23 protein-coding genes are annotated in these 24,401 nt (G+C 68.9%); 18 read left to right on the plus strand and 5 right to left on the minus strand.

What is annotated here, in order from left to right; all coding sequences use genetic code 11:
- Nucleotides 1–81 precede the first annotated feature (81 nt).
- Genes PARN5_RS23820 through PARN5_RS0104690 form a run of 3 tightly spaced genes read left to right on the plus strand, consistent with a single transcriptional unit; the run spans nucleotide 82 to nucleotide 4,811 of the window.
- Complete coding sequence (locus PARN5_RS23820) at nucleotides 82–2,229, plus strand: hypothetical protein (protein ID WP_017998615.1); 2,148 nt, start codon at nucleotides 82–84, stop codon at nucleotides 2,227–2,229.
- Nucleotides 2,226–3,926 (plus strand): glycosyltransferase family 4 protein, encoded by a 1,701-nt coding sequence (locus PARN5_RS23825; RefSeq protein ID WP_017998616.1) that lies wholly within the window; start codon nucleotides 2,226–2,228, stop codon nucleotides 3,924–3,926. Before PARN5_RS23820 ends, PARN5_RS23825 begins: the two co-directional genes overlap by 4 nt.
- 3 nt (nucleotides 3,927–3,929) lie before the next feature.
- Nucleotides 3,930–4,811: a sulfotransferase domain-containing protein gene (locus tag PARN5_RS0104690; RefSeq protein WP_017998617.1), complete on the plus strand. Its 882-nt coding sequence runs from the start codon at nucleotides 3,930–3,932 to the stop codon at nucleotides 4,809–4,811.
- A gap of 8 nt (nucleotides 4,812–4,819) precedes the next feature.
- Here PARN5_RS0104690 and PARN5_RS0104695 read toward each other — a convergent pair whose 3' ends face one another.
- A complete protein-coding gene (locus tag PARN5_RS0104695; RefSeq protein WP_017998618.1) occupies nucleotides 4,820–5,770 on the minus strand; it encodes an L-threonylcarbamoyladenylate synthase in 951 nt (316 codons plus the stop codon).
- Nucleotides 5,771–5,884: 114 nt separating this feature from the next.
- Between PARN5_RS0104695 and PARN5_RS0104700 the strand changes: the two genes are divergently transcribed.
- From PARN5_RS0104700 to PARN5_RS0104715, 4 genes are read left to right on the plus strand one after another with little or no spacing between them, the layout of a single operon-like run.
- The gene (locus tag PARN5_RS0104700) at nucleotides 5,885–7,576 is read left to right on the plus strand and encodes an acyl-CoA dehydrogenase family protein (protein WP_017998619.1); all 1,692 of its coding nucleotides are present in this window, start codon (nucleotides 5,885–5,887) and stop codon (nucleotides 7,574–7,576) included.
- Complete coding sequence (locus tag PARN5_RS0104705) at nucleotides 7,573–8,595, plus strand: MBL fold metallo-hydrolase (protein WP_017998620.1); 1,023 nt, start codon at nucleotides 7,573–7,575, stop codon at nucleotides 8,593–8,595. Before PARN5_RS0104700 ends, PARN5_RS0104705 begins: the two co-directional genes overlap by 4 nt.
- Before the next feature lie 59 nt (nucleotides 8,596–8,654).
- A complete protein-coding gene (locus PARN5_RS0104710; RefSeq protein WP_017998621.1) occupies nucleotides 8,655–8,807 on the plus strand; it encodes an aa3-type cytochrome c oxidase subunit IV in 153 nt (50 codons plus the stop codon).
- A 21-nt stretch (nucleotides 8,808–8,828) separates the two neighbouring features.
- Nucleotides 8,829–9,476, plus strand: coding sequence for a hypothetical protein (locus PARN5_RS0104715; protein WP_017998622.1), 648 nt, complete (start codon nucleotides 8,829–8,831; stop codon nucleotides 9,474–9,476).
- Here PARN5_RS0104715 and PARN5_RS0104720 read toward each other — a convergent pair.
- Together PARN5_RS0104720 and PARN5_RS0104725 are read right to left on the minus strand one after the other, a co-directional pair.
- On the minus strand, nucleotides 9,461–9,790 hold the full coding sequence (locus PARN5_RS0104720; protein ID WP_017998623.1) for an AzlD domain-containing protein: 330 nt from the start codon (nucleotides 9,788–9,790) through the stop codon (nucleotides 9,461–9,463). The two genes, PARN5_RS0104715 and PARN5_RS0104720, sit on opposite strands and share 16 nt — an antisense overlap.
- Nucleotides 9,787–10,572: an AzlC family ABC transporter permease gene (locus PARN5_RS0104725; RefSeq protein WP_017998624.1), complete on the minus strand. Its 786-nt coding sequence runs from the start codon at nucleotides 10,570–10,572 to the stop codon at nucleotides 9,787–9,789. Before PARN5_RS0104725 ends, PARN5_RS0104720 begins: the two co-directional genes overlap by 4 nt.
- A 69-nt stretch (nucleotides 10,573–10,641) precedes the next feature.
- Here PARN5_RS0104725 and PARN5_RS0104730 point away from each other — a divergent pair, with 69 nt between their 5' ends.
- Nucleotides 10,642–11,241, plus strand: a complete 600-nt coding sequence (locus PARN5_RS0104730; protein WP_017998625.1) for a GNAT family N-acetyltransferase — start codon at nucleotides 10,642–10,644, stop codon at nucleotides 11,239–11,241.
- Nucleotides 11,242–11,382: 141 nt separating this feature from the next.
- Here PARN5_RS0104730 and PARN5_RS0104735 read toward each other — a convergent pair whose 3' ends face one another.
- Both PARN5_RS0104735 and greA read right to left on the minus strand, forming a co-directional pair.
- Nucleotides 11,383–12,339, minus strand: a complete 957-nt coding sequence (locus PARN5_RS0104735; RefSeq protein WP_017998626.1) for a hypothetical protein — start codon at nucleotides 12,337–12,339, stop codon at nucleotides 11,383–11,385.
- 15 nt (nucleotides 12,340–12,354) lie between these two features.
- Entirely contained in the window at nucleotides 12,355–12,825 is a 471-nt protein-coding gene (greA, locus tag PARN5_RS0104740; RefSeq protein WP_026155175.1) for a transcription elongation factor GreA, read from the minus strand.
- Between the two features lie 275 nt (nucleotides 12,826–13,100).
- Between greA and PARN5_RS0104745 the strand changes: the two genes are divergently transcribed.
- From PARN5_RS0104745 to gyrB, 10 genes are all read left to right on the plus strand, one after another.
- The gene (locus PARN5_RS0104745) at nucleotides 13,101–14,747 is read left to right on the plus strand and encodes an electron transfer flavoprotein-ubiquinone oxidoreductase (protein WP_017998628.1); all 1,647 of its coding nucleotides are present in this window, start codon (nucleotides 13,101–13,103) and stop codon (nucleotides 14,745–14,747) included.
- Between the two features lie 112 nt (nucleotides 14,748–14,859).
- Nucleotides 14,860–16,686: a tetratricopeptide repeat protein gene (locus tag PARN5_RS0104750; RefSeq protein ID WP_026155176.1), complete on the plus strand. Its 1,827-nt coding sequence runs from the start codon at nucleotides 14,860–14,862 to the stop codon at nucleotides 16,684–16,686.
- A 3-nt stretch (nucleotides 16,687–16,689) separates the two neighbouring features.
- Complete coding sequence (locus PARN5_RS0104755; protein WP_017998630.1) at nucleotides 16,690–17,511, plus strand: 4-(cytidine 5'-diphospho)-2-C-methyl-D-erythritol kinase; 822 nt, start codon at nucleotides 16,690–16,692, stop codon at nucleotides 17,509–17,511.
- A 32-nt stretch (nucleotides 17,512–17,543) separates the two neighbouring features.
- Complete coding sequence (locus tag PARN5_RS0104760; protein WP_017998631.1) at nucleotides 17,544–18,275, plus strand: pyridoxine 5'-phosphate synthase; 732 nt, start codon at nucleotides 17,544–17,546, stop codon at nucleotides 18,273–18,275.
- A 43-nt stretch (nucleotides 18,276–18,318) separates the two neighbouring features.
- Entirely contained in the window at nucleotides 18,319–18,768 is a 450-nt protein-coding gene (gene acpS / locus PARN5_RS0104765) for a holo-ACP synthase (protein ID WP_017998632.1), read from the plus strand.
- Nucleotides 18,769–18,797: 29 nt separating this feature from the next.
- On the plus strand, nucleotides 18,798–19,586 hold the full coding sequence (lepB, locus tag PARN5_RS0104770) for a signal peptidase I (RefSeq protein WP_017998633.1): 789 nt from the start codon (nucleotides 18,798–18,800) through the stop codon (nucleotides 19,584–19,586).
- Between the two features lie 41 nt (nucleotides 19,587–19,627).
- Complete coding sequence (gene rnc, locus PARN5_RS0104775; RefSeq protein ID WP_017998634.1) at nucleotides 19,628–20,317, plus strand: ribonuclease III; 690 nt, start codon at nucleotides 19,628–19,630, stop codon at nucleotides 20,315–20,317.
- On the plus strand, nucleotides 20,314–21,225 hold the full coding sequence (gene era / locus PARN5_RS0104780) for a GTPase Era (RefSeq protein WP_017998635.1): 912 nt from the start codon (nucleotides 20,314–20,316) through the stop codon (nucleotides 21,223–21,225). The genes rnc and era overlap by 4 nt, the downstream gene beginning before the upstream one ends.
- An 8-nt stretch (nucleotides 21,226–21,233) precedes the next feature.
- Nucleotides 21,234–21,569, plus strand: a complete 336-nt coding sequence (locus tag PARN5_RS0104785; protein WP_017998636.1) for a DUF1491 family protein — start codon at nucleotides 21,234–21,236, stop codon at nucleotides 21,567–21,569.
- Nucleotides 21,570–21,799: 230 nt separating this feature from the next.
- On the plus strand, nucleotides 21,800–24,238 hold the full coding sequence (gyrB, locus tag PARN5_RS0104790; protein WP_017998637.1) for a DNA topoisomerase (ATP-hydrolyzing) subunit B: 2,439 nt from the start codon (nucleotides 21,800–21,802) through the stop codon (nucleotides 24,236–24,238).
- Nucleotides 24,239–24,401: the final 163 nt, after the last annotated feature.

The raw sequence follows: 24,401 nt of genomic DNA on the forward strand, positions 1-24,401 counted from the left end.
GCAGCTTCTATCAGACGGCTTGCTGCCGATTCGGCCCTTTTCGGGCTTTCGGAAACAATCCAATTTGACGAGGCGGTTCCTTTGCTTGCTCCCCAGTTCACGCGCATCGCTGCCGGCCTTGCCCCCGAGCGCGCCGCGCGGGAATCGGCGCAGCGCAAGTTCGGCAATTTCAAGCTGGACGCGAACAACTTCAGCCACCCCGACCAGCTTGCGGCGCTGCTTGGCCCCTATCGCATGGTCAGCTTCGACCTGTTCGACACGCTGCTGTGGCGCGAGATCGCGCTCGATGACGTGCATGCCAAGACCGCGGCCTTCGGCGAACGCCTGATCCGGGGCGACGACGGCCCGCTGCCGCGCGGCCTGCTGCTGCATTCGCGCAGCCGCCACCAGGAGACGCTGAAAAAGGCCGGCATGGCCTCGAAGACCGCCTATCGCAACGAGATCGACCTGGCCGATGTCTTCGACACCGCGCTGGCGCCCTATATCGCCGATGGTGCGCGCCGCGCCCGGGCGGTGGAATCGCTTCTGGCCTATGAGATCGAGACCGAGCACCGGGTGCTGACCGTCGATCCGGCGATGCGCGACTTCCTCGAGCGGCTGCGCACGCAGGACAAGGTGCTGGTGCTGGCCTCGGATATGTATTTCTCGGAACGCTGGCTGCGCGAGCTGCTGACCCGGCTGGACCTGCTGAAATACTTCGACCATGTCTTCGTCTCGGCCACGGTGGGCGTGACCAAGCACAGCGGCAAGCTGTTCGACCATATCGACGCCACGCTGGGGTCGGCCGACTGGCGCCGGCTGCACCTGGGCGACAACTGGAACAACGACGTGGTGCAGCCGCGCAAGCATGGCTGGGACGCGCTGCATTACATGAATCCCGAAAACGAGATGCGCAAGCACCGGCTGGAGCTGCTGCACAAGCTTGACGCCCATCGTCGCCCGGCGGCGGCGCAGGCGCTGCTGGCGCAGATCCGCGGCGACAAGCCCGAGGAAGGGCTGGTGCGGCTGGTCACGGCCGGCTTCCTCAGCTTTTCGCGGCAGGTGCTGGCCACCGCGCAGCAGGGCGGCTTCGACCGGGTGCTGTTCCTGACCCGCGACGGCACCATCTATCACCACCTGATCCGCCAGCTGATCGCCGACACCGGCGCCGGGGACACGCTGGACCTGCCGCAGCTGGCCGACCTGGCCTTCAGCCGCCGCGCCGGGGTGCTGCTGACCTGCCCGCCATGCTCCGACCCGGACTGGGAGCGCTATATCCGCCACCACATCGAATGGCTGCGCGGCGAGCCCGCCTCGCTGGGCAGCCTGATGCGGACCTTCGCCCTGTCGCGCGAGGATATGGCCGGGGCGCGCGGGCTCGACAAATGGGTCGACGCCTATCTGGACGGGCGCGAGGATTGCGACGTGGATTTTGCCGCCATCCTGGCCCAGCCGGACCTGGCGCAGGCGGTCGATGCCGCGGTGCAGGTCAAGCGCCAGCGCGTCATCGACTACCTCGACCAGCAGGACCTGTTCCTGCCCGACCAGCGCGTGCTGCTGGTCGACATCGGCTATTCCGGCACGGTGCTGAAATCGCTGTCCGAGCATATGTATGCGCTCGAGGCGCAGGGCCAGCGCCTGGGCAGCCGGCTGGTGATGATGATGTTCGCCGCCAACCGCTATTTCGCCGGCAATCTTGGCCAGATGCATCCGCGCGCCAGCATGCTGGACCCGGTGATGATCGGCCGCGAGGACTGGCGCCAGCGCGCCGCGGCGCTGAACTTCGCCTGGCTCGAGCCCTTCGCCGTGGACCGCACCCGCGGCAGCCTGCGCGACTTCCAGCCCGATGCGCAGGGCGTGATGCAGCCGGTCTTCGGCCCGGCCGGGCTGGACCGCACCCCGATCACCCGCGAGCGCATCCTGGCGACCGCGCGCGAGGTCGATGCGGTGCTGCGCCGTTCGCCCATGCCCGACCGCGAGGCCGAGGCGGCGATCGGGCGCGGCATCTCGGACTGCTTCTCGCACCCGCGCCGCGACACGCTGAAGGCCGTGGACGGGCTGACGCATCACGCCGGCCTGACCGAGGTGGTCGAGGGCGGCATGCTGGCCCGCGTCCGGCCCTGGCGGCTGCGCAGCGACCTGGCGCGCTGCATGCGCGAAGACCGCTGGGTCCAGGGCAGCATGGCCGCCAGCCGGCTGGGCTGGCTGAACCCGCTGCTGAACCGCATCATCGGTATTACCACCCGATGAAGATCCTGTTCTACAACTGGGCGCAGTTCGACAACCCGACCATGGCGGGCGGCGGTGTCACCATGTATCTGCGCAACATCATCGACGAGCTCCTGTCGCGCGACGGCGTCGAGGTCTATTTCCTGTCCTCGGGCGACAAGTATCGCTTCTTCGACCGCGAGCCCCGGATCGAGCCGACCGCGAACGTCTATAACAACTCGCGGCTCAAGACCTTCACGCTGTACAATTCGCCGATCAAGGCGCCGGCGCATGACGCCTTCTATTCGGTCGACCAATGGCTGCGCGACGATGTCACGCCGCGGCTGATCGGCGAATTCATCCAGGCGCACGGCCCCTTCGACGCCTTCCACATCCACAACCTGGAAGGCATCGGCTCGGGCGTGCTGGCGCTGCCCAAGGGCGACAAGCTGCGGCGGCTGTTCTATACCTTCCACAATTACATGCCGGTCTGCCCGCAGATCGAGCTGCTCTACGACAACCGCCTGCCCTGCACCGATTATCACGACGGCGCGCGCTGCACCGGCTGCCTGGGCCACGACCGGCGCATGGCCGACCTGATCGCCTTCGACCGCGTCGGCGCCTCGCTCAAGGGGCGCGGGCTGGCCGGGCATCCGCTGGGCGGCTTCCTGTTCGACGCCTTCGCCGGCACCAAGTCCTGGGCCAAGGCGCTGCGCAATCTGTTCAACGACCTGCGCCACGGCTTGCGCACCCGCTTCCGCCACTGGCACCTGCGGCCCAGGACCGAACCGGGGCGGACGAATTCCTGGCGGGCCACGCCGCGCACGCCCGACCCGGTGCCGCTGCCGCCGCGCGACCCGATCCTGGACAGCACCGCCTATCGCCAATGGCGCGAGGCGAACGGCCGCGCCCTGCATGACAATGCCGACGGCATCTTCGCGGTCTCGGACCTCTGCGGCCAGACCGCCATGCGCTTCCTGCCGCCCGGCACCCGGGTCGAGACCCTGCTGCTGCCCATCGACATCGAGATCCCGCTCTCGGAACGGCAGGAACTGCGCGACACGCGCGAGATCCTGCGCGCCAAGGTCAATCCCCCGGCCGAGAAGGACGAGGACGACATCGCCCCCGCCGGTGCGCGCCAGGTCTCGAACGCGCCCGAGGGCGTCACCCTGTCCTTCATCGGCTACGACATCCCCTCGAAGGGCCTTCCCTTCCTGATCGACGCGCTGGCCCAGATCGACGACCCGTTCTATCGCGACCATGTCGACCTCCTGATCGTCGCCCGCATGGGGCCGCAGCGCGAACGCCAGCTCGCGCAGCTCGAGACCCGCTTCCGCAGCGTGCGGATCGTGCCCAGCTATGCGCGCGAGCAGATCGCGGCGCTGTCGCAGCTGATCGACCTGAACGTGGTGCCCTCGATCTGGTGGGAGACCTTCAACCAGGTCACGGTCGAGCTGGCGCGCCTGGGCGTGCCCTCGCTGGTTTCAAGCCATGTCGGCGCCAAGCAGACCCTGACCCGGCCCGAGGACTTCGTCTTCGAGGCCGGCGACGCCGCCGATTTCCGCGCCAAGCTGGACCGTCTGGTGCGCGACCCCGCCCTGCGCGACAGCTTCTTCGACGAGGAATTGCAGATGCCCTCGCTGGCCCAGCACGTGGACTGGCTGCTGGAGCGTTATCGGGGAAAACAACAAGACAAGGCAGGTCACATCGGTGACGTTACTGAAAGGATGACAGGCTAGAACATGCGCGGATATCTGTTCTGCATCGGAGCGGCGAAATCAGGGACGACCTGGCTTTATGAGCAATTGCGCCATTCCCCGGAGATCTATTTCAGCCCAGAAAAAGAGCTGCATTATTTCTTCTCCCGCTATGGCAGTTTCGACCGCCTGCCCAACAACAACCGTTTCAGGTCGCTTCAAGCCTTCGTCAACCTGGCGGCGCAGAACTATCAGTCAAAGCTGCCCGACGGCGAATATGCACGCAAGTTTTCGTTCTTCGAGAAGAACCTGAGCTGGTATCAGAATTTCGCCAGGGGTCCGGTCTGCGACAGCTGGTATCGTCAGCTTTTCGGCGACGCCCGCCCGCATCAATATGCCTGTGACTTCAGCCCCTCCACCAGCAAGATCGGCCTTGATGGCGTCCACGCCATCCGAGCGCTGGGACCTGACGTCAAACTTATCTACATCCTGCGCAATCCGGTAAAGCGACTTTGGTCGCATCTGAAGTTCCATGCCGAGTTCATGGGCCGTTGGGAGGAAGTCAGAAACTATTCCCCTGACCAGATGCTTCGTTTCATCAAGGATTTCGACCTGGATGAGGACGGCCAGTATGCACGGCATCTGGAGCGGTTCCTTCAGGTCTTTGATCGCAAGAACATTCTCGTCCTGGACTTCGACGACATCAGATCCGAACCGGCCGGCCTGATGGGCAAGGTTGCGGACTTCCTCGATATCCGCCCCCTGGAGCTTCCCGAAAGCGCGCGTGAAGCCGTTAACGTCAGTTCGCGCATGGATATGCCGCAGGGCCTGCTGGATGGCTTCAAGTCCGAGATGCTCAGGGACACCCGAATCCTGGACGGGCTGGGCGTCGACTTCGTGCGGAAATGGTATTCCAGCCTGGAATAACAGTCGTCCTACCTCGGCGCCGCCGCTCGGCGCAGGCGGTCGTTGACCGCAGCGCCGAGGCCGGTCTCGGGCACCGGCGCCACCGCGATGGGGCGGCCGTCCGCATCGGCGCGGTGCAAAAGCTCGAACAGCCGCGCCGCCGCCTCGGCGGGGTCGCCGGATTCACTGAGCGACATCTCGCCCGCGACAGGGCCGAAGCCGATCAGCAACTCGCCGGGGCGCGCCTCGCGCGCCTCCAGCCGCACTTGGGCACGGGGTGCGTAATGGCTGGTCAGCTGGCCGGGCGCGCTCGGCGCGGCGGCGTCCAGCACCGGGCGGGCCAGCGGGCGGCCCAGCACCGCCTCGATCGCCTCGGCGGCGACGCCGCCCGGACGCAGCAGCGCCGGCGCGCCATCGACCCAGCCCAGGATCGTCGATTCCACCCCGACCGGACAGGGACCGGCATCCAGCACCGCGGCGATGCGACCGCCAAGCCCGGTCTCGGGGTCGGCGACATGGGCCGCGGCGGTCGGGCTGATCCGCCCCGAGGGATTGGCCGAGGGCGCCGCCAGCGGCCCGCCGAAGGCGCAGAGGAGGTCGCGCGCCACCGCCAGCGCCGGCACCCGGATCGCCACCGTGGACAGCCCCGCCGTCACCAGCCCGGCGATGCCCGCGCCCGGCCGCAAGGGCAGCACCAGCGTCAGCGCCCCCGGCCAGAAGGCCCGCGCCAAGGCCAGCGCCTGTTCGTCGAACAGCGCGATGCGCTCGGCCGCCGCCAGGTCGGGTAGATGCACGATCAGCGGGTTGAAGGCCGGCCGGCCCTTGGCCTCATAGATCGCGGCGACAGCGTGCGGGTTGCGCGCGTCGCCCGCCAGCCCATAGACCGTCTCGGTCGGGATCGCGACCAGCGCGCCCTGCGCCAGCAGTTTGGCGGCCGCGGCGATGCCTTGGGAATCGGGCTTCAGGATCCGGGTCTTCATGCCGTTACGTGAGGTTGCGGTTGCTGGCCACCGGCCGGCACCTATGATCGGGAACAAGGGATCAGTTACGCGCCAGAGCCGCATTTGCCAAGGCGCCAGAGGGAGAGAAGTCGGATGGCTTACCAGGCGCCGGTCGAACAGATCGCATTCATCCTGAACCGGATCGTGGCCTTTCCACAGCTGGCCGAAACCGAGACCTTCGCCGAGGCCACGCCCGAAACCCTGGCGGCCGTGCTGTCCGAGGCCGGCAAGCTGGCGACCGAGGTGATCGCGCCGATCAACCGCGCCGGCGACCTGACGCCCGCGCGGCTGGAGAACGGCAAGCTGCGTTCCTCGCCTGGCTATGCCGAGGCCTTCCGGGCCCTGGCCGAAGGCGGCTGGATCGGCATCGCCGCCAACCCGGAACATGGCGGCATGGGCCTGCCGCAGGCGCTGAACATGGCGGTCAGCGAAATGATCGCCTCGGGCTGCCTGGCGCTGCAACTGAACCCGCTCCTGACCCAGGGCCAGATCGAGGCGCTGGAGCATCACGGCAGCGACGCGCTGAAATCGCTCTATCTGCCGAAGCTGATCTCGGGCGAATGGTCGGGGACCATGAACCTGACCGAGCCGCAGGCCGGTTCCGACGTCGGCGCGCTGACCACCCGCGCGGAACGGGCCGAGGACGGCAGCTATCGCGTCACCGGGCAGAAGATCTTCATCACCTGGGGCGACAGCGACGTGACGGAAAACGTCTGCCACCTGGTGCTGGCCCGCCTGCCCGACGGCGGCAAGGGCACCCGAGGCATCAGCCTGTTCATGGTGCCGAAATTCATCCCCGACGAGGCCGGCAACCCCGGCATTGCCAACGACCTGCGTGTCGTCAGTCTGGAGCACAAGCTGGGCATCCACGGCTCGCCCACCTGCGTCATGAGCTTCGAGGGCGCCAAGGGCTGGCTCGTGGGCGAAGAGCACAAGGGCATGGCCGCCATGTTCACCATGATGAACTGCGCCCGGCTGGGCGTCGGCATCCAGGGCGTGGCGCAGGCCGAGGCGGCCTTGCAACAGGCCGTGGCCTATGCCGCCGAGCGCAACCAGATGGGCCCGATCATCCGCCATCCCGACGTGCGCCGGATGCTGGCCGAATCGCGGGCCGAGGTCTTTGCCGCCCGCGCGATCTGCCTGGCCTGCGCCGTGGCGCTGGACATGGCGCGGGCCACCGGGTCCGAGGACTGGGCGGCACGCGGCGCGCTGCTGACGCCCATCGCCAAGGCGCATGGCACCGATGTCGGCATCCGCGTCGCCGATACCGCCGTGCAGGTGCATGGCGGCATGGGCTATATCGAGGAAACCGGCGCGGCGCAGTATCTGCGCGACGTGCGCATCACCGCGATCTACGAGGGCACCAACGGCATCCAGGCCATGGACCTGGTCGGCCGCAAGCTGATGGACGGCGGCGCGGCGGCGATGGCGCTGCTGGACGAGATCCTCGACGGCGCCAAGGCAGCGCAGGCCGAAGAGCCGGAACTGGCGAACCAGGTCTGGCAGGCGGCCGAGACCCTGCGCGAGGCGACGCTGGACCTGCTCGACCGCGACCTGGATGAGCGTTTCGCCGGGGCGGTGCCCTATCTTGCCGCCTTCGCCCGGGTGCTGGGCGGGCATTTCCACCTGCGCGCCGCGACCGGCGGCGGCAGCAAACCGCTGGCCCGGATCTATATCGCCCGCATCCTGCCGCATTTCGCCGCCGACCTGGCCGCCGCCCGCGCCGGGCTGGCCGATCTGCAAGCGCTTGACGAGGCGGTTTTCGCGGGCCAAATGGCCGGGTGATACGCAGCGAGACCCATACCATCCCGCCCGAAGGCGAGGCGCATGAGATCGCCCCCGGCGTGCTGTGGCTGCAAATGCCGCTGCCCTTCAAGCCCGATACCGTCAACGTCTATGCCTTCCGCGACGCCGAGGGCTGGACACTGGTCGATACCGGGCTCGACAGCCGCCGCGGCCGGGCGCTGTGGCAAAGGATCCTGCAAGGCCCGCTGGCCGGCGCGCCGGTGACGCGGGTCATCGTCACCCATCACCACATCGATCACATGGGCCTTGCCGGCTGGTTCGTGGCCCAGGGGGCCGAGCTCTGGACCTCGCGCACGGCCTGGCTGATGGCGCGGATGGGCATCCTCGATCTGCAAGAGCGGCCGACGCCGCAGGCGCTGGCCTTCTGGCGCCGCGCCGGCATGCCGCTCGATCTGGTCGAGGAACGCAGCGGCGAGCGGCCCTTCAACAGCGCCGATTTCTGCGCCCCGCTGCCGCCCGGCTATCGCCGGCTGCGCGAGGGCCAGCAGATCAGCTTCGGCAACCGGCGCTGGATTGCGCGCATGGGCAATGGCCACGCGCCCGAGCATGTGACGCTGTGGTCGCTCGACGACGATCTGGTGATCGGCGGCGACCAGCTTCTGGCGACCATCTCCCCCAATCTCGGCGTCTATCCGACCGAGCCCGAGGCCGATACCGTGGGCGACTGGCTGGAAAGCTGCGCGCGGCTGGCGGAATTCGCCACGCCGCAGCAGCTGATCCTGCCCGGCCACAAGCTGCCCTATCGCGGCTTGCCGACCCGGCTGCGCCAGCTAGCCGAGAACCAGCGCGCCGCGCTGAACCGCGTGGTCGAGGCGTTGCGACCCGGCCCGCTCAGCGCCGCGGACTGCTTTCCGGCGCTCTATCGCCGGCACATCGCCAAGCCGGAATTCGGCCTCGCCCTGGCCGAGGCGGTGGGCCATATCAACCACCTGCGCGCCAGCGGCCGGGTGTGGCACGCCGGCACATCCGAAACCGGCGCAGCACTTTGGGGGGCGTGACAGGCCGGCCGGCTTGCGCTATCCCTTGGCCCGACGCATCGCATTCGACGGACAGGATCATGGCCTCGCATCACGAAATCACCGAACACAAGCACGGCGAAATGGACATCCGCGCCCATCAGGCAACCTTTGCCGGCTTCATCAAGGCCGCGACCTGGGTCTGCGTCCTGAGCATCGCCGTCCTGGTGTTCATGGCGCTCAGCAACGCCTGACCCCGACCGGAGATCCGAATCATGCAAAGGCGTGCCTTCCTTGCGCTGGCGCTGCCGGCCGCGCTTGCGGCCTGCGGTGCCGACCACAAATGGGCCAGCGACGAGGCCCTGCGCCAGGCGCGCTATGTCACGAACGAGCCGCCCTCGATCACCCTCTTCACCGTGATCGGCATTCCGCGCGGCGAGGGCGGGCATTCCGCGCTGATGATCAACGGCAGCCAGCGGGTGATCTATGACCCGGCCGGCAGCTGGGAACATCCCGCCATCCCCGAGCGGGGCGACGTGCTTTACGGCATCACCCCGAACTTCAAGAATTTCTACATCGACTACCACGCGCGCGAGACCTATTGGGTCGCCGAGGACACCGTGCCGGTGTCGCTGGCCGTGGCCGATGCCGCCATCCGCGCGGTCGAGGCGCAGGGCGCCTCGAACAAAAGCTTCTGCGCCGTGAACACCGGCCAGGCGCTGCGCAAGGTGCCGGGCTTTGCCGGCGCGCCCACGGGCCTGTCGCCGCTGAAGCTGCGCGACTGGTTCCTGACCCTGCCCGGCGTGCAGTCCAGGAAGCACATGGACGGCGATCCGGCCAACAATCACAACGTGCTGGTGCGGCAGAAAAGCGGCGTGATCGAGGGCTACGGCCAGGACGGCCAGCTTCACCCGATCAGGTAAAGCGCCAGGTAAAGCGCGGTCATCCCCGACAGGATGGCCGCCAGCGCATTGCGCGTCGCCACCCCCGCCACGATCGCCACCGCCGCCGCGAACAGCCGCGCCGGATCGGGCTGGCCCTGGGTTGCCGCCGGCCAGGCCACCAGCGGCGCGACGATGGCCGGCAGCACGCCGACCGCCGTATAGCGCAAGAGCCGCTGCGCCCAGACCGGCAGCGGCCGGTTGCCGAGCGCGCCGAGAAACGACCAGCGCAGCCCATAGGTGCCCAGGCCGATGGCGATGATGATGCCCCAGATCGTCGGGTCGGAATAGGTCATGGCAGGGAAGCTCCGGTCCGGGCGCGGCGCCGCTCCAGCGCCAGTTCGGTCAGGGCGCCGGCCGCCATCGCCAGCGGCGCCGCGACGAACAGGCCCATCCCCGACGGCAGGAAGGCAAAGACCAGCGCCGCCGTGACCGCGACCAGCGCCGCCACCAGATGCGGCAGACTGCGCAGCGCCGGCGCGATCAGCGCGATGAAGGTGATCGGCACCGCGAAATCCAGCGCCCAGCTTTCCGGGATCGCCCGGCCCATCACCGCGCCCATGGCCGCAGCCACGAACCAGGGCACGCAGGTCGCCAGCGCCGCGCCCAGGAAATAGCCCAGCCGCTGCGGCATGCTCAGGCGCGGGTTGCGCTCGTAATGCTGGACCGACAGCGCATAGGTCTGGTCGATCAGCACATAGGACACCCAGGCCCGGTCGCGCGGCCGCGCCGCGCCCAGCCAGGGCACCAGCGCGGCGGAATACATCGCCATGCGCAGGTTCACCGCCACCGCCGAGACGATCACCACCAGCGCCGGGGCCTGGTCCGTGATCAGCTGCACCGCGGTGAACTGCGAGGCTCCGGCCAGCACCAGCACGGTGAAGCCCATGGTCTTGGCCAGGTCGAGCCCCGCGTCCGAGGCGACCACGCCGAACAGCAGGCCAAAGGGCAGCAGCACCAGGATGAAGGGCAATGCCTGCAGAAAGCCGTGCCGGACGCATTGCCGGGGCGTGCGCGCCAGGGCGCGGGCCTGCTCGGGCGTCGGCTCGGTCGCGCTGGCTGGGGTGGGGGCTGGCATGGATTGGGCTCGTCAAACGCCTTGGACTGCGGCAGATAGGCGCATCCGCCGCCGAATGACAAGCCGCCCATGACCGCGCCCCTGCCCCGCCCCATGCCGCCGCCCCGCATCGCGCAGGGCGTGCCGCCCGCGCTGCACCGGGCGGCGGCGGCGCTCTATTGGCGGCATTTCGGCCGGCAGATCCTGCCCGTCCCGGTCCCGGCGCGGCGAGGCATCGCGCTGGTTGCCGCCGCCATGCGGCCCGGCCAGGCGCTGGTCGCGCTGTCGGCGCGGGGCGGGCTCGTGGGTCTTGTCGGGCTGCGCGACGCCGGGGGCGGCTTTCTCGCCCCCGGGCCCGGCAGCTTCGTCGCGGTCTGGGGCCGCGCGGGCGGGCGGCTGCGGCATCTGTCGACCGCGCTCTATCGTCCCGGCCAGGGCACGACGGATCTGGTGCTGGACGGGCTGGCGACGCATCCGCACTGGCGCCGGCAAGGCGTCGCCCGGGCGCTGGTCCGCGCGGCGATGGCCGAGGCGCGGGCGCGCGGCCATCACGGCCTGCGCGTCGAAGTCGAGGCCCGCAACCACGCCGCCCTGGCCGCCTGGCGCGCGCTCGGCTTTCAGCCCCTGCCACGGCAGAGGCTGGGCTGGCCCTGGACAGCACCGGCGCATGTGCTGCGGCTGCCGGTTTAACAGGCCGCTGCAACAAAGGGGCGAGAAAGCAGGAAACTTGCCTCGAATTGGCCGGAAATGACCTGCTTTCCGGCCGATCCTTGCCAGATCCAGGACAATTTTCGTCCCGGCAACCTGTGAGAATGTTTTCTTAGCAGCTTGCTAGGGCTGCTCGTCTTCGGTCATGCCCTCTGGCCCGGCGCCGGCGCGGCCCAGCATCCCCGTCACCTGTGCCAGCAGCGTGAAAGCCCGGCCCGAGCGGCTTTCGGCCAGCACGGCCAGCAGCTGCGGCTCGCCGTCCTGCGCCTTGCGGCTCAACAGCCGGTCGAAATGGCGCAGGAAATGATGCGCGACATCGCGGAACACCTCGTCGCCGCGCAGCATGGTGCCGGCGATGCGCAGGGCATTCTCGTCGCCGATGACGGCAAGGCCGGCGACCGGCTCGCCGCGCGCGCCCTCGGCAAAGCGGTGCCACAGCGCGGCATCGGTTTCGGGGACGACCAGCTCGTCCATATAGACGCCCTGCCCGGCCAGCAGCGTGACCACGTCCTGCGCGGCACGGATCAGCCGGGCCATGCCGGGATCGGCCAGCGCCAGCCGCAGGCAGCGAATCGCCTCGCGATCCTCGGGCCCGTCGGGGAAGTTCAGCGCAAAGAAAAGCTCTGGCCCGGTCAGCTCGGCGGCGGGGGGCGAGTCGAGCTCCAGCGTCGCCTGCCGGCTGTCGGCGGCCGGGCGGGGCGGCGGCGCGGGGATCGCGGCGCGGCGCGGTGCCGGCGCCGGCCGCGGCTCGGGGCGCGGCTCGGCGGCGGGCGGCAGCGGCTCGGCGCCCGCCTCGCCCTGCATCCGCGCCAGGGTGGCGCGCAATTCCTCGGCCTCGGTCCGCAGCAGCAGCAGCGCGCGCGCCGACCAGACCGCCAGCCAGATCAGCGCCAGCGGCAAGAGCAGGCCCAGAAGCCAGATCAGCCAGCCGGCAGCGCCCTGGCTTTCGGTCTCGGGGCCGAACAGCGCCAGCAGCCCGGCCAGCGCCAGCCAGCCGAGGCTCGCCGCGATGCCGAAGGCCAGCACCCGGTCGCGGGCCTGGGCGGCGGCGAGGCGGCGCAGGACATCAAGCGAGCTCATGCGCCGTCCCCCGCGTCAGACGAACCGGACCGAGATGATTTCATAGGACTTGCCGCCGCCGGGCGTGACCACCTCGACGCTATCGCCCTCGTCCTTGCCGATCAGCGCCCGCGCCAGGGGCGAGCGGATGTTCAAGAGCCCACGCTCCAGGTCGGCCTCGGCCTCGCCGACGATCTGATAGGTGCGCTCTTCCTCGGTATCCTCGTCCACCAGGGTGACGGTGGCGCCGAACTTGACGCTGCCCGACAGGCGCGAGGGATCGATGACCTCGGCGCGCGAGATGATCATCTCGAGTTCCTTGATCCGGCCCTCGACGAAGCTCTGCTTCTCGCGGGCGGCGTGGTATTCGGCGTTTTCCGACAGGTCGCCGTGTTCGCGCGCCTCGGCGATGGCGCGGATCACCGCCGGTCGCTCGACCGCGCGCAGCTCGCGCAGTTCCTCGTCCAGCTGGTCATAGCCCGCGCGGGTCATCGGTATCTTTTCCATTCCAGTCCTTCCGGTCGCGACAGGGCGACACCACTCAACGCGAAACAAGGTGTTGGAACGCCCCCGAGCCTTGGGCCGGGGGCGTCCGCAGAAATCCGGGGGGCATCGTGGCCGGTTCCGCCCCCTGTTTCAAGCCCCGCCGGCGCGCATCCGCGAAGCTCCGCGCAGAAAGGTCGCAGAATTGCAATTGTTCGTCGCGTTCCGATTGCCCGCAACAATATGACGCGCTAGGTGTTCCGCCGAGATTGATGAGCCAGGGAAGCGGGGGCCGAGCCATGTCTGATATCGAACGCGAATCCATGGAATACGACGTGGTGGTCGTCGGCGGCGGTCCTGCGGGGCTGTCGGCGGCGATCCGGTTGAAGCAGGTGAACCCGGAGCTCTCCGTCGTGCTCTTGGAGAAGGGCTCGGAGATCGGCGCGCATATCCTCTCGGGCGCCGTGCTCGACACCTCGGGCCTCGACCGGCTGATCCCGGACTGGAAGGACAAGGGCGCCCCGGTCGGGACCGAGGTCACGACCGACAATTTCTACATCCTCGGCCCGCAGGGCCAGGTCCGGGTGCCGAACTGGCCGATGCCGCCCTTGATGTCGAACCACGGCAAATACATCGTCTCGATGGGCAATGTCTGCCGCTGGCTGGCCGAGCAGGCCGAGGCGCTGGAGGTCGAGATCTTCCCCGGCATGGCCTGCTCGCAGCTGGTCTACGAGGGCGAGCGCGTCGTCGGCGTCGTCGCCGGCGAGATGGGCCTGAATGCCGACGGCAGCCCCGGCCCCGGCTACGAGCCCGGCATGGAGCTGCGCGGCAAATATGTCCTCATCGCCGAGGGCGTGCGCGGCTCGCTGGCGAAAGAACTCATCCAGAAATACGACCTCTCCAAGGATCACGAGCCGCAGAAATTCGGCCTCGGCATGAAGGAGATCTGGGAGATCGACCCGGCCAAGGCCCGCCCCGGCACGGTGACGCATACGATGGGCTGGCCTCTGGGCAAGAATGCCGGCGGCGGCAGCTTCATCTATCACCTCGGCGGCAACCAGGTGCTGGTCGGCTTCGTCGTGCACCTGAACTATGCCAATCCGTATCTGTATCCCTACATGGAGTTCCAGCGCTTCAAGGCCCACCCGCTGGTGCGCGAGACGCTGGAAGGCGGCAAGCGGATTTCCTATGGCGCCCGCGCCATCACCGAGGGCGGCTGGCAGTCGATCCCGAAACTGACGGTGCCCGGCGCGGCGCTGCTCGGCTGCTCGGCCGGGCTGGTGAACGTGCCGCGGATCAAGGGCAACCACAATGCCATGCTCTCGGGCATCGCCGCGGCCGAGGCGGCGGCGGCGGCCATCGCCGCCGGCCGCGCGGGCGACGAGCTGGCCGAATACGAGGCCGAGCTCCGCACCGGCGCCATCGCCCGCGACCTGAAGCCGGTCAGGAACGTCAAGCCGGTCTGGTCGAAGCTGGGTCTCTGGCCCAGCCTGGCGCTGGGGGGCTTCGACATGTGGGTGGCGAACCTGACCGGCTGGAACCCCTTGGGCAGCTGGAAACACGGCAAGACCGACGCGCAGGCCACCGGCAAGGCGGCGGATTTCCAGCCCATCGACTATCCGAAGCCCGACGGCAAGCTGAGCTTCGACCGCCTGACCAACGTGGCGTTCAGCTTCACCAACCACGAGGAAAGCCAGCCCTGCCACCTGAAGCTGAAGGATCCCGCGGTGCCGATCGCGGTGAACCTGCCGCTTTATGCCGAGCCGGCGCAGCGCTACTGCCCGGCCGGGGTCTATGAGGTGCTGGAAAGGCCCGAGGGGCCGAAGTTCCAGATCAACTTCCAGAACTGCGTGCATTGCAAGACCTGCGACATCAAGGATCCCAGCCAGAACATCAACTGGACCACCCCGCAGGGCGGCGACGGGCCGAATTACCCGAATATGTGATCGCAAGGGCCGGCAGCCTCCCGGGCCGTGGCGTTGCCCAATCGCGTCGCGCCGGCTAGGGTCGCGGCGCGAACTGCCAAGGACGCGAATTGCGAAGGACTGGGCCAAAGCCGTGACCACAAGACTGATCCAGATGGCGCTGATCGCGCTGACCGCGACGCTGCCGCTGCAACAGGCCGGAGCGGCGCCGCTGATGGCCCAGACCCAGCCGGCGCCGAAGCCCGAGCGCCCGGCCCATCGCCCCGGCGAGGCGGCCACCATCCACGGCCTGGCCGGCCCCTATCTGGCCGCGCGCATGGCGGCGATCCAGAACGACTATCGCAGCGCCGCCGATTACTACCTGCAGGCGCTGGCCCAGGACGACACCGACGCCTATCTGCAGGACAGCGCGATGGTGGCGCTGATCTCCTCGGGCGAGATGGAGCGCGCCACGGCGCTGGCCGTCACCATGTCCGACCAGGGCCGCGCCACCGAACTGGCCCGGCTGGTGCAGCGCGCCGAACTGGCTCGCGCCGGGCGCTGGGACGACCTGGTGGCCTCCATCGACTCGGCCCCCACGGCCGAGGATGCCGCCGATGCCCCCGGCGGCGCGGCGCTGGTCGACGGCATGATCCGGGCCTGGGCGCTGCTGGGCGCCGGCAAGGCGGGCGAATCGCTGGCCGCCTTCAAGAAGCTGGCCACGATGCGCGGCGCGGCGCCGATGGTGAACTATCACCTGGCGCTGGCCAAGGCCAAGGTCGGCGATTTCGAGGGCGCCGAGGAACTGCTGGCCGACCCCGCCACCGGCGCGCATATCCTGGGCGTCGTCGCCCGGGCGCAGGTGCTGTCGCAGCTGGAACGCGACAAGGATGCCGTCGCCATGCTGGACGCCACCCAGGGCCTGGCCGAGGAACCGCATCTGCTGGCCATGCGCGACCGGCTGGCCAAGGGCGAGACGCTGGCCTTCGACAGCATCCGCACGCCGGCCGACGGCATCGCGCAGGTGTTCCTGACCTTCGGCTCGGTGCTGGCCTCGACCGAGGAACCCGACCCGTTGGCCCTGATCCATGCCCGGCTGGCCGAATACCTGGCCCCCGACCTGGGCGAGGCGCATCTCTTGACCGCACAGCTCTTGCAAGGCTTCGGCCAGTTCGACCTGGCCGAGCGGGAATTCGAGAAGCTGCGCGAGCTTGGCGACATGCGGCCGGTGGCGGAACTGGCCCGCATCGACGCCCTGGCCCGGGCCGAGCGGCTGGACGATGCCGAAAAGGCCGCTCTGGCGCTGACCGCCGCGCATCCCGAACTGGCGCAGGGCTGGATCGCGCTTGGCGACCTGCTGCGCCAGCAGGGCAAGTTCGGCCAGGCGATCCCCGCCTATGACAAGGCGCTGTCGCTGATCGGCGACAAGGCGCCCGAGGCGCGCTGGTTCCCGCTTTACGCCCGCGGCATCGCGCTGGAACGCGCCGGCAAGTTCTCCAAGGCCGAGGCCGATTTCCGCGAGGCGCTGAAGATCCGCCCGGATTCGGCGCAGGTGCTGAACTATCTCGGCTACAGCCTGGTGGACCGCAACGAGAAGCTGGACGAGGCCCTGAAGCTGATCCAGCGCGCGGTCGAACTGCGCCCGGATGACGGCTATATCCTCGATTCGCTGGCCTGGGCCTATTTCCGCCTTGGCCGCTATGACGAGGCGGTGGCGCCGATGGAGCGCGCCGTCGCCGCCATGGCCGGCGATTCGCTGGTCAACGACCACATGGGCGACATCTACTGGATGGTCGGCCGCCACCGCGAGGCCGAGATCCAGTGGCACCGCGCCCTGTCCCTGAAGCCCGAACAGGAGGCCGAGGCCCACCGCATCCGCGCCAAGCTGGAGCGCGGCCTCGACGCGGTGCTGGACGAGGAAAAGGCCAATGGCGGCAAGCTGCCCGAGGCCCGTGCCCCGGAACCCGCCAAGGCCGACTAGGTGATGCCCCCGCCCCGGCGCGAGCTGGCGCCCGCCAAGCTGAACCTGACGCTGCATGTCACCGGCCAGCGCGCCGACGGCTATCACCTGCTGGATTCGCTGGTGGTCTTCCTGGATGTCGGCGACGTGGTGACGGTCACGCCCGGCCCGCTGTCGCTGGAACTGACCGGGCCCTTCGCCGCGGGGCTGGCGGCCGAGCCCGACAACCTCTGCCTGCGCGCCGCCCGGCTGGCGGGGCGCGCGGCGCGCATCACGCTGGAAAAGAACCTGCCGGTCGCCTCGGGCATCGGCGGCGGCTCGGCCGATGCGGCGGCGGTGCTGCGCGCGCTCGACGCCCGGCCCGAGAGGGCCGAAACCCTGGGCGCCGATGTGCCCGTCTGCCTTGCCGGCCGGCCCACGCGGATGCGGGGCCTGGGCGAGATCCTCGACCCGCTGCCCGGGCTGCCCGAGCTGCATGTGCTGCTGGTGAATCCGGGCCGGGGCCTCTCGACGCCGCAGGTGTTCAAGGCGCTGGAAAGCCGCGACAACCCGCCGATGCCCGAGCCGCTGCCCGCCTTCCCGGACGCCGCGACGCTGATCGATTTCCTGCAGGAAGGCCGCAACGACCTCGAGGCGCCGGCGATCCGGCTCATGCCGCAGATCGCCGACTGCCTGGCCGAGATCCGCGCCCGGGGCGCACAGCTTTCGCGCATGTCCGGCTCGGGCGCGACCTGCTTCGGCCTCTTCGCCAGCCGGGCCGAGGCCGAGGCCGCCCGCATCGCCATCGCCCGGACCCATCCCGAATGGTGGGTCGCCGCATCTGGACTTGCGCCGGCAAATCCCTAAACCTGCAAGCAATTCCACCAGGGGGGACCATCATGCTGCGCCTCGGCGTCAACATCGACCACGTCGCGACCATCCGCAACGCCCGGGGCACGCCATGGCCCGACCCGCTGCGCGCCGCCGAACTGGCCGAGCAGGCCGGCGCCGACGGCATCACCGCCCATCTGCGCGAGGATCGCCGCCACATCACCGATGCCGACATCGAGCGGCTGATCGGGCTCAGGCTGCCGCTGAACCTGGAGATGGCCGCCACCGCCGAGATGCAGCAGATCGCCCTGCGCCATCGTCCGCATGCCGTCTGCCTGGTCCCGGAAAAGCGCGAGGAACGCACCACCGAAGGCGGCCTCGACGTGGCCGGCAACGAGGCTTTCCTTCGGGATTTCATCGCGCCCTTGCGCGAGGCCGGCTGCCGCGTCTCGCTGTTCATCGGCCATGAGCAGGCGCAGATCGATGCCGCGGCCCGCATCGGTGCCGCGGTGGTCGAACTGCACACCGGCGCCTATTGCGACCTCGACACCGAGGGCCGGTTGCCCGAACGCGACGCCGAACTCGCCGCGCTGCGCCAGGCCGCGGCCCAGGCCCATCTGCTGGGGCTCGAGGTCCATGCCGGCCACGGCCTGACCTTCGACACGGTCGGCCCCATCGCCGCGATCCCGGAAATCCGCGAACTCAACATCGGCCATTTCCTGATCGCGGAATCGGTCTTCATGGGCCTGGGCGCCGCCATCACCGAAATGCGCCGCCGCATGGACGCGGTGCGCCCGTGACTTCTTTGCTCTGCAAATACCCCGGCAACGGGCCCGCATCGCGATGATCCTGGGCATCGGCAGCGACCTCGCCAATATCGAGCGCATCGAGCGCGTGCTCGCGCGCCACGGCGACCGCTTCCGCAACCGGGTCTTTACCGAAACCGAGCTGGCGCTCGCCGCGCGCCGCAAGCAGGAAGCCGCGACCCTGGCGAAACGCTGGGCCGCCAAGGAGGCCTGCTCCAAGGCGCTCGGCACCGGGCTGGCCATGGGCATCGCCTGGCGCGACATGGCGGTCAGCAATCTGGCCACCGGCCAGCCCAGGATGCGGCTGACCGGCTGGGCCGCGGAACGGCTGGCCGCGATGACGCCGCCCGGCCACCGGGCGCATGTCCATGTCACCCTGACCGACGACCACCCCTGGGCACAGGCCTTCGTGCTGATCGAGGCACTGCCCGAGGGCGCCGGCCCGCATCCGCCGCGGGTTGACTTTGCCGCCCCGCGCGGCCCATGAACGCGCGACTTTCGCAGGAAGGAACGGCCATGGCCAAAAGCGACGCCCGCAAGGATGGGGGCATCTGGGAAACCGTCAAGACCATCTTCTGGGCGCTGCTGATCGCGGGCGTCTTCCGCACGCTGTTCTTCCAGCCCTTCTGGATCCCTTCGGGCAGCATGAAGGACACGCTGCTGATCGGCGATTTCCTGTTCGTGAACAAGATGGCTTACGGCTATTCCGCCGTCTCCTGCCCCTTCGGCATCTGCCCGATCTCGGGCCGGATCCTGGGCTCGGAGCCCGAGCGCGGCGACGTGGTGGTGTTCCGCCACCCGCGCGGCGACGATTTCATCAAGCGGCTGATCGGCCTGCCCGGCGACCGCATCCAGATGAAAGGGGGCGTGCTGTGGATCAACGGCGAAGCCGCGCCGCAGGTCCCGGCGGGCGAGTTCGTCGAGGCGCAGGAGCCGCAGGGCCCCGCCGGCAGCCTGCCCTGCCCCGGCCAGATCCGCGAGGCGGAAAACGGCCAATGCACCGCCCAGCGGTTCACCGAGACCCTGCCGGGCGGCGTCAGCCACGACGTGCTGAACCTGACCGACAACGGTCCGGGCGACAACACGCCGGAATTCACCGTGCCCGAGGGGCATTACTTCTTCATGGGCGACAACCGCGACAATTCGGGCGACTCGCGCTGGCCGGCCGCGGCGGGCGGCGTCGGCATGGTGCCGGCGGATGCGCTGATCGGGCGGGCCGACCGCATCATGTTCTCGTCCGCCGGCAAGTCGCTCTTGTATTTCTGGACCTGGCGCGCCGACCGCTTCTTCAAGGCCGTGGACTAAGGGACATTGCCGCGGCGGCCCCCGCCGTGGCAGGATGAGACATGAAGATTTCCGCCGACCTGCGCGCTTTCTCGGACCGTCTGGGGCATGAATTCTCGCGCCCCGAATTGCTGGTCCGCGCGCTGACGCATGGCTCGATCTCGACGGCAACGCGGCCCGACAACCAGCGGCTGGAGTTCCTGGGCGACCGCGTGCTGGGCCTGACCGTGGCCGAGGCGCTGTTCGCCGCCGACCGCGCCGCGACCGAGGGCCAGCTGGCGCCGCGCTACAACGCGCTGGTCAAGGGCGAGACCTGCGCCGAGGTCGCGCGCGAGATCGGCCTGGGCGAGGTGCTGAAACTGGGCCGCTCGGAGATGATGTCGGGCGGGCGCCGGAAAGAGGCGCTGCTGGCCGATGCGATGGAGGCGGTTCTGGCCGCGATCTATCTCGACGCCGGGCTCGAGGCGGCGCGCGCGGTGATCCTGCGGCTTTGGGCCGACCGGCTGGCGCGGGTCGAGGACGACGCCCGCGACCCCAAGACCGCGCTGCAGGAATGGGCCCAGGCCCAGGGCATGAGCCCGCCGCGCTATGTCCAGACCGCGCGCTCGGGGCCGGACCACGCGCCGGAATTCGAAATCACCGTCCGGCTGGACGACGGCCGCGAGGCCCAGGCCACCGGCAAGGGCACCAAACGCAGCATCGAACAGGCGGCCGCGGCCGTGCTGCTGTCGCAGATCGAAGGGAAGACATGACCGAAACGCGCGCGGGCTTCGTCGCCCTGATCGGCGAGCCGAATGCCGGGAAATCCACCCTGCTGAACCAGATGGTCGGGGCCAAGGTCTCGATCGTGACGCATAAGGTGCAGACCACCCGCGCCCGCATCCGCGGCATCGCCATGCACGGGCCGGCGCAGGTGGTCTTCGTCGATACGCCCGGCATCTTTCGCCCGCGCCGCCGGCTGGACCGCAGCATGGTCAAGGCCGCCTGGGGCGGCGCTGCCGATGCCGACGTGATCCTGCTCTTGATCGAGGCGCATCGCGGGCTGACCGAGGGCGCGCAGGCGATCATCGCGAGCTTGCGCGAACATGCCGGCAAGACTCCGGTCGCGCTGGTCATCAACAAGATCGACCGGGTCAAGGCCGAGGTGCTGCTGGCCCTGTCGCAACAGGTCAACGAGACCTTCCCCTTCGCCCGGACCTTCATGATCTCGGCCGAAAAGGGCTATGGCTGCAACGACCTGATGGATTGGCTGGCGGCCGAAGTGCCCGCCGGGCCCTGGCTTTACCCCGAGGACCAGGTCGCCGACCTGCCGATGCGCATGATCGCCGCCGAGATCACCCGCGAGAAGCTGACCCTGCGCCTGCACGAGGAAATCCCCTATCAGTTGACGGTCGAGACCGAGCGCTGGGAGGAGAAGAAGGACGGCTCGGCCCGCGTCGACCAGATCGTCTATGTCGCCCGCCCCGGCCACAAGGGCATCGTCCTGGGCAAGGGCGGCGAGACCATCAAGGCCGTGGGCCAGGCGGCGCGGGCCGAGCTGGCCGAGTTCATGGGCCGCCCCGTCCACCTGTTCCTGCAGGTCAAGGTGCGCGAGAACTGGCTGGACGAGGCCGAGCGCTACAACGAGATGGGCCTCGACTTCCGCGACGGCGATGCCTGAGGCCGCCGATGCCTGAGGCGAGGCTCGCGGCCGGGATCTGGGTCGCGGCCTATCTGCGCCGGCTGGGGCTGGCCGACATCCCGGCCTATGTCACCCGCCACGGCGACGACACCGCCGGCAGCGTCATGGTGAAATGCGCGACGTTGGACGGGCGGGCCAGCCTCTGGGTCCGGGAATGGGATCTGGAGACCGACCGGCGGGTCTGGATCCGGCTGAACGAGGCGCCCGAGCGCGACATCGACGCCGAGATCGCCCGCAATGCCGGCCGCGACCCCGACCTGTGGGTGATCGAGATCGAGAGCCGCGACGGCAGCACCCTGCTGGACCAGGACGGGCTGGCTTGAATCCTTGGCGGGGGTATTTGGAAAACGGTGAAAGCGCGCCGGGATCGCCCGGGCTCGCGCTTGGCATGGGTATTTGGGGAGCAAAGAAGCCGGGGTTTGGAGCGGTTCCCGGACGGGCCTGGCGTGACGCGGCGATCCCGGCGCGCGAACCGCTAAATCTTGTGGCTTTCCCGTGACATTCCCCGGCTTTGCCCCTATAAGATGCGAGCCCAAGGCAGGATAAGAAGACGATGAGCGAACCCGCCCCGCAGCCCTCGGAATATGGCGCAGATTCCATCAAGGTTCTCAAGGGCCTGGAAGCCGTGCGCAAGCGTCCCGGCATGTATATCGGCGACACCGACGACGGCTCGGGCCTGCATCACATGGTCTATGAGGTCGTGGACAACGGCATCGACGAGGCGCTGGCCGGTCATGCCGATTTCGTCCGCGTCAAGATCCACGCCGACAGCAGCGTTTCCGTGCGCGACAACGGCCGCGGCATCCCGGTCGACCTGCATCCGACCGAGGGGGTTTCGGCGGCCGAAGTCATCATGACCCAGCTGCACGCGGGCGGGAAATTCGACCAGAACAGCTACAAGGTTTCGGGCGGGTTGCACGGCGTCGGCGTCTCGGTGGTCAACGCGCTGTCGGACTGGCTGGAGCTGCGCATCTGGCGCAATGGCAAGGAACATTACGCCCGCTTCGAGAATGGCGACACGGTCGAGCACCTGCGCGTGGTGGGCGATGCCGAGCCGGGCGAAAAGGGCACCGAGGTGCGATTCCTGGCCTCGTCCAAGGAGGACCGGGCGGATGGCACGTTCTCGAATCGCGACTTTGTCTTCAAGACGCTGGAAAACCGGCTGCGGGAGCTGGCCTTCCTGAATTCGGGCGTGCGCATCATCCTGGAGGATGAGCGGCCGGCCGAGCCCCTGCGCACCGAGCTGTTCTACGAAGGCGGCGTGCGCGAGTTCGTGAAGTTCATCGACCGCTCGAAGACCCCGGTCATGGCCGAGCCGATCTTCATCCAAGGCGAGAAGAACGGCATCGGCGTCGAGGTGGCGATGTGGTGGAACGACAGCTATCACGAAACGGTGCTGCCCTTTACCAACAACATTCCGCAGCGCGACGGCGGCACGCATCTGGCCGGCTTCCGCGGCGCGCTGACCCGGGTCATCAACAATTACGCCCAGACCAGCGGCATCGCGAAGAAGGAAAAGGTCGATTTTACCGGCGACGATGCGCGCGAGGGGCTGACCTGCGTGCTGTCGGTGAAGGTGCCGGATCCGAAATTCTCGAGCCAGACCAAGGACAAGCTGGTCTCCTCGGAGGTGCGCCCGGCCGTCGAGGGGCTGGTGAACGAGAAGCTGGCCGAGTGGTTCGAGGAGAACCCCGCCGAGGCGAAGGGCATCGTCGGCAAGATCATCGAGGCCGCCCTGGCCCGCGAGGCGGCGCGCAAGGCGCGCGAGCTGACGCGGCGCAAGACCGCCATGGACGTGGCCAGCCTGCCCGGCAAGCTGGCCGATTGCCAGGAGAAGGACCCGGCGCTGTCGGAACTGTTCATCGTCGAGGGCGACTCGGCCGGCGGCTCCGCGAAGCAGGGACGCTCGCGCCAGAACCAGGCCGTGCTGCCCTTGCGCGGCAAGATCCTGAACGTGGAACGCGCGCGCTTCGACCGCATGCTCAGCAGCGACCAGGTCGGCACACTGATCACCGCGCTGGGGACCGGCATCGGCCGTGATGAGTTCAACCTGGACAAGCTGCGCTATCACAAGATCGTCATCATGACCGATGCCGACGTCGACGGCGCGCATATCCGCACGCTGCTTCTGACCTTCTTCTTCCGGCAGATGCCGGAGCTGATCGAGGCCGGGCATCTCTATATCGCGCAACCGCCGCTCTACAAGGTCGCGCGCGGCCGCTCCGAGGTCTATCTCAAGGACGAGGCGGCGCTGGAGGATTACCTGATCGAGCAGGGCATCGACGGCGCCACGCTGCGGCTGGGCAATGGCGACAGCATCGCCGGGGCCGACCTGGCCCGCGTGGTGGACGAGGCCCGGATCGCGCGCCGCATCCTGCGCGCCTATCCGACGCATTACCCGGCGCATATCACCGAACAGGCCGCCATCGCCGGCGCGCTGGTGCAGGGCCGCGTCGATGCCGATGCGCAGGGCGTGGCCGCGGCCGTCGCCGCGCGGCTGGACATGATCGCCGAGGAATATGAGCGCGGCTGGACCGGCCGCCCGACCCAGGATGCCGGCATCCGCCTGACGCGCCTCTTGCGCGGGGTCGAGGAAAGCCGCACGCTGGACGGGTCGATGCTGCGCAGCGGCGAAAGCCGGCGGCTGGGCGCGATGACGGAAGGGTTGCAGGATATCTATGGCCAGACCGCGCATCTGATCCGCAAGGACCGCGACATCCCGATCCATGGCCCGCTGAGCCTGTTGCAGGCCATCTTCCTGGAGGGCGAAAAGGGCCTGTCGCTGCAACGCTACAAGGGCCTGGGCGAGATGAACCCGGAGCAGCTATGGGAAACCACGCTGGACCCGGCGGCGCGCACCATGCTGCAGGTCCGAATCGAGGATCTGTCCGAGGCCGACGACATCTTCACCAAGCTGATGGGCGATGTCGTCGAGCCGCGTCGCGACTTCATCCAGCAGAACGCCCTGAACGTCGAGAATCTGGACATCTGACCAAATTCCGGCAGTTGCAGGGGACAGGACCGCCAAAGGTTAACGCAACCGGAGATTGATTGTTGCTATCATGCCGCGCATCGTGCGAGACAGTGCCCAATCAGTGCCCCGCGGCTTGCAGCGCGGCGTTAGCGAGACTAGTTCTGGTTCAAATCCGACGCCC

This window comes from Paracoccus sp. N5, assembly GCF_000371965.1.
In the GTDB taxonomy this organism is placed as follows: Bacteria; Pseudomonadota; Alphaproteobacteria; order Rhodobacterales; family Rhodobacteraceae; genus Paracoccus.

Coding starts and splice junctions, on each gene's coding strand:
- PARN5_RS23825 (WP_017998616.1), top strand. CDS start 2,226: ATGAAGATCCTGTTCTACAACTGGGCGCAGTTCGACAACCCGACCATG.
- PARN5_RS0104690 (WP_017998617.1), top strand. CDS start 3,930: ATGCGCGGATATCTGTTCTGCATCGGAGCGGCGAAATCAGGGACGACC.
- PARN5_RS0104695 (WP_017998618.1), bottom strand. CDS start 5,770: ATGAAGACCCGGATCCTGAAGCCCGATTCCCAAGGCATCGCCGCGGCC.
- PARN5_RS0104700 (WP_017998619.1), top strand. CDS start 5,885: ATGGCTTACCAGGCGCCGGTCGAACAGATCGCATTCATCCTGAACCGG.
- PARN5_RS0104710 (WP_017998621.1), top strand. CDS start 8,655: ATGGCCTCGCATCACGAAATCACCGAACACAAGCACGGCGAAATGGAC.
- PARN5_RS0104715 (WP_017998622.1), top strand. CDS start 8,829: ATGCAAAGGCGTGCCTTCCTTGCGCTGGCGCTGCCGGCCGCGCTTGCG.
- PARN5_RS0104720 (WP_017998623.1), bottom strand. CDS start 9,790: ATGACCTATTCCGACCCGACGATCTGGGGCATCATCATCGCCATCGGC.
- PARN5_RS0104725 (WP_017998624.1), bottom strand. CDS start 10,572: ATGCCAGCCCCCACCCCAGCCAGCGCGACCGAGCCGACGCCCGAGCAG.
- PARN5_RS0104730 (WP_017998625.1), top strand. CDS start 10,642: ATGACCGCGCCCCTGCCCCGCCCCATGCCGCCGCCCCGCATCGCGCAG.
- PARN5_RS0104735 (WP_017998626.1), bottom strand. CDS start 12,339: ATGAGCTCGCTTGATGTCCTGCGCCGCCTCGCCGCCGCCCAGGCCCGC.
- greA (WP_026155175.1), bottom strand. CDS start 12,825: ATGGAAAAGATACCGATGACCCGCGCGGGCTATGACCAGCTGGACGAG.
- PARN5_RS0104745 (WP_017998628.1), top strand. CDS start 13,101: ATGTCTGATATCGAACGCGAATCCATGGAATACGACGTGGTGGTCGTC.
- PARN5_RS0104755 (WP_017998630.1), top strand. CDS start 16,690: ATGCCCCCGCCCCGGCGCGAGCTGGCGCCCGCCAAGCTGAACCTGACG.
- PARN5_RS0104760 (WP_017998631.1), top strand. CDS start 17,544: ATGCTGCGCCTCGGCGTCAACATCGACCACGTCGCGACCATCCGCAAC.
- acpS (WP_017998632.1), top strand. CDS start 18,319: ATGATCCTGGGCATCGGCAGCGACCTCGCCAATATCGAGCGCATCGAG.
- lepB (WP_017998633.1), top strand. CDS start 18,798: ATGGCCAAAAGCGACGCCCGCAAGGATGGGGGCATCTGGGAAACCGTC.
- rnc (WP_017998634.1), top strand. CDS start 19,628: ATGAAGATTTCCGCCGACCTGCGCGCTTTCTCGGACCGTCTGGGGCAT.
- era (WP_017998635.1), top strand. CDS start 20,314: ATGACCGAAACGCGCGCGGGCTTCGTCGCCCTGATCGGCGAGCCGAAT.
- PARN5_RS0104785 (WP_017998636.1), top strand. CDS start 21,234: ATGCCTGAGGCGAGGCTCGCGGCCGGGATCTGGGTCGCGGCCTATCTG.
- gyrB (WP_017998637.1), top strand. CDS start 21,800: ATGAGCGAACCCGCCCCGCAGCCCTCGGAATATGGCGCAGATTCCATC.